At 37.6% G+C, this 4,657-nt stretch carries 4 protein-coding genes and 1 pseudogene; all 5 read right to left on the bottom strand.

Translation table 11 applies throughout. From position 1 onward, the window contains the following. Positions 1-47 precede the first annotated feature (47 nt). Positions 48-671: pseudogene (locus tag AB3X49_RS18040) on the bottom strand (IS4 family transposase); the annotation flags it as partial. Positions 672-904: 233 nt separating this feature from the next. Next, entirely contained in the window at positions 905-1,603 is a 699-nt protein-coding gene (gene yknW / locus AB3X49_RS18035; RefSeq protein WP_367963800.1) for a YknW family membrane protein, read from the bottom strand. Between the two features lie 108 nt (positions 1,604-1,711). Continuing rightward, positions 1,712-2,911: an ABC transporter permease gene (locus tag AB3X49_RS18030; protein ID WP_367963798.1), complete on the bottom strand. Its 1,200-nt coding sequence runs from the start codon at positions 2,909-2,911 to the stop codon at positions 1,712-1,714. Next, on the bottom strand, positions 2,908-3,588 hold the full coding sequence (locus tag AB3X49_RS18025) for an ABC transporter ATP-binding protein (protein WP_367963796.1): 681 nt from the start codon (positions 3,586-3,588) through the stop codon (positions 2,908-2,910). The genes AB3X49_RS18030 and AB3X49_RS18025 overlap by 4 nt, the downstream gene beginning before the upstream one ends. Continuing rightward, positions 3,585-4,657, bottom strand: a 1,073-nt coding sequence (locus AB3X49_RS18020) for an efflux RND transporter periplasmic adaptor subunit (RefSeq protein WP_367963794.1), incomplete at its 5' end; no start/stop codon positions are given. The genes AB3X49_RS18025 and AB3X49_RS18020, both read right to left, overlap by 4 nt.

Here is a 4,657-nt window from a genome sequence, read left to right as displayed (position 1 = left end):
TGCTTATTGGCAGGCGTGGCGATTTTATTAAAAAGATTCTAGACAGGTTCTAAGTCTTCTAGTGAAAAATAACCCAAATCTCGAATACATAAATCCCCCGGTCTTAAGGTTTCTAAGCACTCTGTGCCAAATGTTTTGTCATTATTTTTCCCTGGTCCGACTTGAAAATTGAGAAATTGACCGCTATGTAAGTCGTATTCTAATTGAATCTTAATCCCAGCTGTTTGCGCACATCCTCCAGAACCTGGATATACTCCCTCTAAAGCACTTGGTATTTGAAACACAGTGGCGTCTAAAATACGAATTCGTTGAAAATGGGAGAGTAATGCATTCGAAATCTGTGGTTGTTCACAAACTTTTTGTTGTAAAAGTAAGGAAAAAATATGTTGTAAAAACAAAACAGCTTCTGCATTTAAACGTTTATTTAAGCCCTCCGGGCTAAGTAACGTACCAGTAGCTGCATGCAGTCTACTACATAATCGGACTAAGGGATCGCTTGCCACACGTTGGCTAATCCAAATACAAATGGTAGCTAGATCTGAACCAGAAAATTTACGCTTTCGTTTGACAAAACCGATTTCTTTAGCAAGTTCTTCTAAAAATACAGGTGTAACATATCGTTGTAATTCTTCCGCAAATGGTTGTAGTTCATCTTGAATCGAGAGATTCATAAGAAAACGTCATCCTTTCTAATCTAGCTTGTTTAGAAAGAATAACGTTTTTTGGTACTTGGGGGTATTAAAATCTCTTAAGTTGATGGGCATGGGGTCACCATATCAAAAAAAGAAAATTGTACGTTTAGACACAATTTAGACACAAAATAACCGGTACCTTGTACGTTAAGGAACCGGTTATTAATGTTGCAAATTTTTTACTAAACTTATTTATAATGAACGTAAATTAACTACATTGGTATACCTGGTAAAAGTTTAGCCATCAATACAATAATTGCCGCTAAGAAGACTGCCTTAATAATGAATAGAATAATAATTGGAATCGATGCTTTCACTTTGCTTAATCCAGCTGTAATATGTAATCCAAGCCAAATTAAGGCTAAATTACATACATAGAATACTTCAATTGTATTACCAATTCCATATGCAAATGTACCTTCCGTAAATAATAATCCTAAACTTGTATATTGAGTCATTCCAGTACCAAAAATTAGACTTAAAATTGTATTAATAAGTCCACCAATAATAAGGACAATATTTGTATAAACTACAATGTTTACTAGGGTTTTATAAGGGGTATCATTCCCAAAAATCATCATAAACATCTTATAAATAGCTGCTATGAATAGTGTGCTAATCATTGCACCAGCAAAGCTTGATCCAATTCCAGAAATCACTTCGAATGTAAGTGAACTTTGTCCAGCAAGTTCACCTAATTCTTTTTTCATTTTAAGCATCTCAGGGGATGTATGTCTAATATATGCACTTAAACCACCTAGTAGCCCTTGTAATAGTGCTACGAAGAGAAATATACCCCAAACTTTCTTGTTTGTTTTCATTCTTTCAAATTGTAATCCAGGAGATGTAATCATTCCAAATAATGATGGTTTTTTCATATCTATTTCTTGTGTATTCATATTCGCTTCCATTATAGCGCCTCCTTCTATTTATATAATCCTCTTAAAGGATGATTCAAACAATTCACTCGAATAATATGTATGAGTAATAGAGATGCTTATCTCTACTACACTAGTAAACTATTCGTAACGAAGTGATTCAATTGGATCTAATTTCGCAGCTTTATTGGCTGGAATTAGTCCGAAAATAATACCGAGTGTCATGGAGAATAATACGCCTCCAACAACAACTTCCCATGAAACAAGCGGTGGCCATTTCGCGAATGTCGAAACGATATATGCTCCGCCATATCCAAGACCAATACCAATTAAACCACCAAGAAGCGTTAACATAACTGCTTCAATTAAGAATTGTAATAAAATTTTACTACGTGTTGCACCAAGTGCTTTACGTACCCCAATTTCACGCGTACGCTCCGTTACAGATACGAGCATGATATTCATAACACCAATACCACCAACTACTAATGAAATACCAGCAATACCACCAATGATCATTGTCATAATACCCGTCATTTTTGAAATACCTTCTTGAATCTCTTTTAAATTCATAACTTCATATTTACCAGTTGCATCGCTTGCTTTGCGACTGTTTAAGACATCCGCAGCTTTTTTACCTGCTTTTTCTAGATTATCTACATTTTTTGCTTGAACAGAAATATTTTGAATTTCATCTTTTCCATATAGTGTCGGCCATAATGAAATTGGAACGAGTGCTTCTGATGGTCCCATTCCCATGAATTCATTATCTGATTTATAGACACCAATAATTTGCATCGGTTGACCTTTTATTTCAATGATTTTACCGACTGGATTGGCATCTATAAATACCTTTTCTTCCATTTGTTTACTAATCATGACAACGTTATTACCTTGGTCCACATCTGATTCTTGCAGCGAACGTCCTTTGAGTACTTTCACTTTATTCACCTTGAAGTACTCATTGTCTAATCCTGTAATATTCACCATGTCTTTTTTATCTTCAATATCAAGAGATTCCATACCGGAATTCGTTGTTACGATATGTGCAATCTCTGGGATCTTCTTGAGTTCAAAAATATCTTCTTCTGTTATTTTCGGTGCTTCAGGCATATCCATACCAAAAGGATCATTTATATCAGGACTATAATGAATGGGAACTGTTTGATTCCCTGATCCAACAAATTGTGATTTTAAGGCAGCTTCTCCGCCTTGCCCAATCGCAACGACGGTAATAATAGAGCCTACACCGATAATAATCCCAAGCATCGTCAAAGCCGAGCGTAGTTTATGAGCTAAAATAGACGATAAGGCAATTTTCATACTATCTAGTAAACTCATACTGCACACCTTCTATCTTCTGTAACTTTCCCGTCTCGCAGTACAATGCGGCGAGACGAATAAGCCGCTACGTCCTCTTCATGCGTAACCATAACAATTGTCGTACCTTCTGCATTGAGCTTCGTGAAAATATCCATAACTTGCTTACCAGACTTCGTATCAAGCGCACCTGTCGGCTCATCAGCCATAATGAACGTTGGATTATTAGCAATCGCTCTTGCAATTGCTACACGCTGCTTCTGTCCACCTGATAACTCATTCGGTAAATGATGCACGCGATCTGCCAATCCAACTTTACCTAGTGCCTCCAAAGCACGCTTGCGACGCTCTGCTTTCTTCACGCCACCATATACGAGCGGAAGCTCAACATTTTCCACTGCTGAAAGACGAGGTAGTAAATTAAAATGCTGGAATACAAAGCCAATATATTCATTACGAATTAAAGCAAGCTTTGACTCGTCTGCTGTTAAGATATTCACGTCATTCAGCATATATTCGCCTTCTGTTGGACGATCTAAACAACCGATAATATTCATAAGCGTCGACTTACCAGAACCAGACGGTCCCATAATCGAAACGAACTCACCGCTCTGAATCGTTAAACTAATACCATGCAAAATCGGCACCGCCAATTTTCCTTGATAATACGTTTTAGCAATATTATTTAACGTAATCATTTCTCTTTCACTTCCATTCCGTCATACACATCGTCGGAAGGATTTTTAACCACCTTTTGCCCCACTGTTACGCCTTCTACAACCTCTGTCCAGTCTCCATCAGTAGAACCTTTTTTCACATTTTGTTTACGAAGCTTCCCTTTTTCCTCAACATAAACAAATGCATCATCGCCTTTTTCTACAATGCTTTTACTTGGAACAGCAATCATCGTCTTATTCTCTAAGTTTACTTGCAGAGAAACGTGGTAACCTGGAGATAAACCGTCTTGACTATCAAGGCTTGCTTTATATGTATATTGAGACATATTTTGAGTTGCCTCACCCATGCCGCCAGCTTGCGCCATCTCTGCGCTCGTCGGGAACTCACTTACCTCTGTAATCTTACCTGTCCACTTCTTCTTACTATTTGCTTTCGCCGTTACAGTGAACGTTTGATCCTTTTGAATTTGTGACTTCTGAAGCTCAGTTAACGTCCCTTGAACTTGGAATGGGTCTTTAGAAGCTACTTGTAAAAACGCTTTTCCTTGACCACCTAACGCTTGAGATGAGCTTTGCGCCGCATCTTTATCTAACTTTTGAACAACACCAGCGAAATTACTATAAATCGTAAGCTCTTTCTGCTTCTTGCTTAACTCTTCTTTCTGTAACTTCCCTTTTTCTTTCTCAAGATCAGTTGTCTTTTGAGCAATCTCCAGCTCACTTACTTGCTCGTCCATCGGATCGGTTACTTCTTTCCCAGCTCCGCTATCTTTCGCCTTCTTAATTTCTTTCTTGAGCGAATCAATCTTCTTTTTCCCTTGATCATAACGCATATCCGCCATCTTCTGATCAAGCTCAGCTTGCTTCATTTGAAGATTAATCTCTTCATTATCATAAGAGAATAACTTCGTACCCTTCTCTACCTCTTGTCCTTCTTTTACCTCAATACCTTTTACTTTTCCTTTAGTCGGATCCGCATAAAAACTTTCAATATTCCCAGGCTTCACCTGACCAGAAATTAATTTCGTATTATTTAGCTTACGCTCTGTCACTTTCTCAAAACTTACAGCATCTGTCTTCGCCGTACCTT

Source organism: Bacillus sp. C30 (assembly GCF_040838255.1).
Classification (GTDB): Bacteria; Bacillota; Bacilli; order Bacillales; family Bacillaceae_G; genus Bacillus_A; species Bacillus_A mycoides.
The sequence above is the reverse complement of the archived record's forward strand: the minus strand, read 5'-3'. Positions and strand labels throughout refer to the sequence as shown.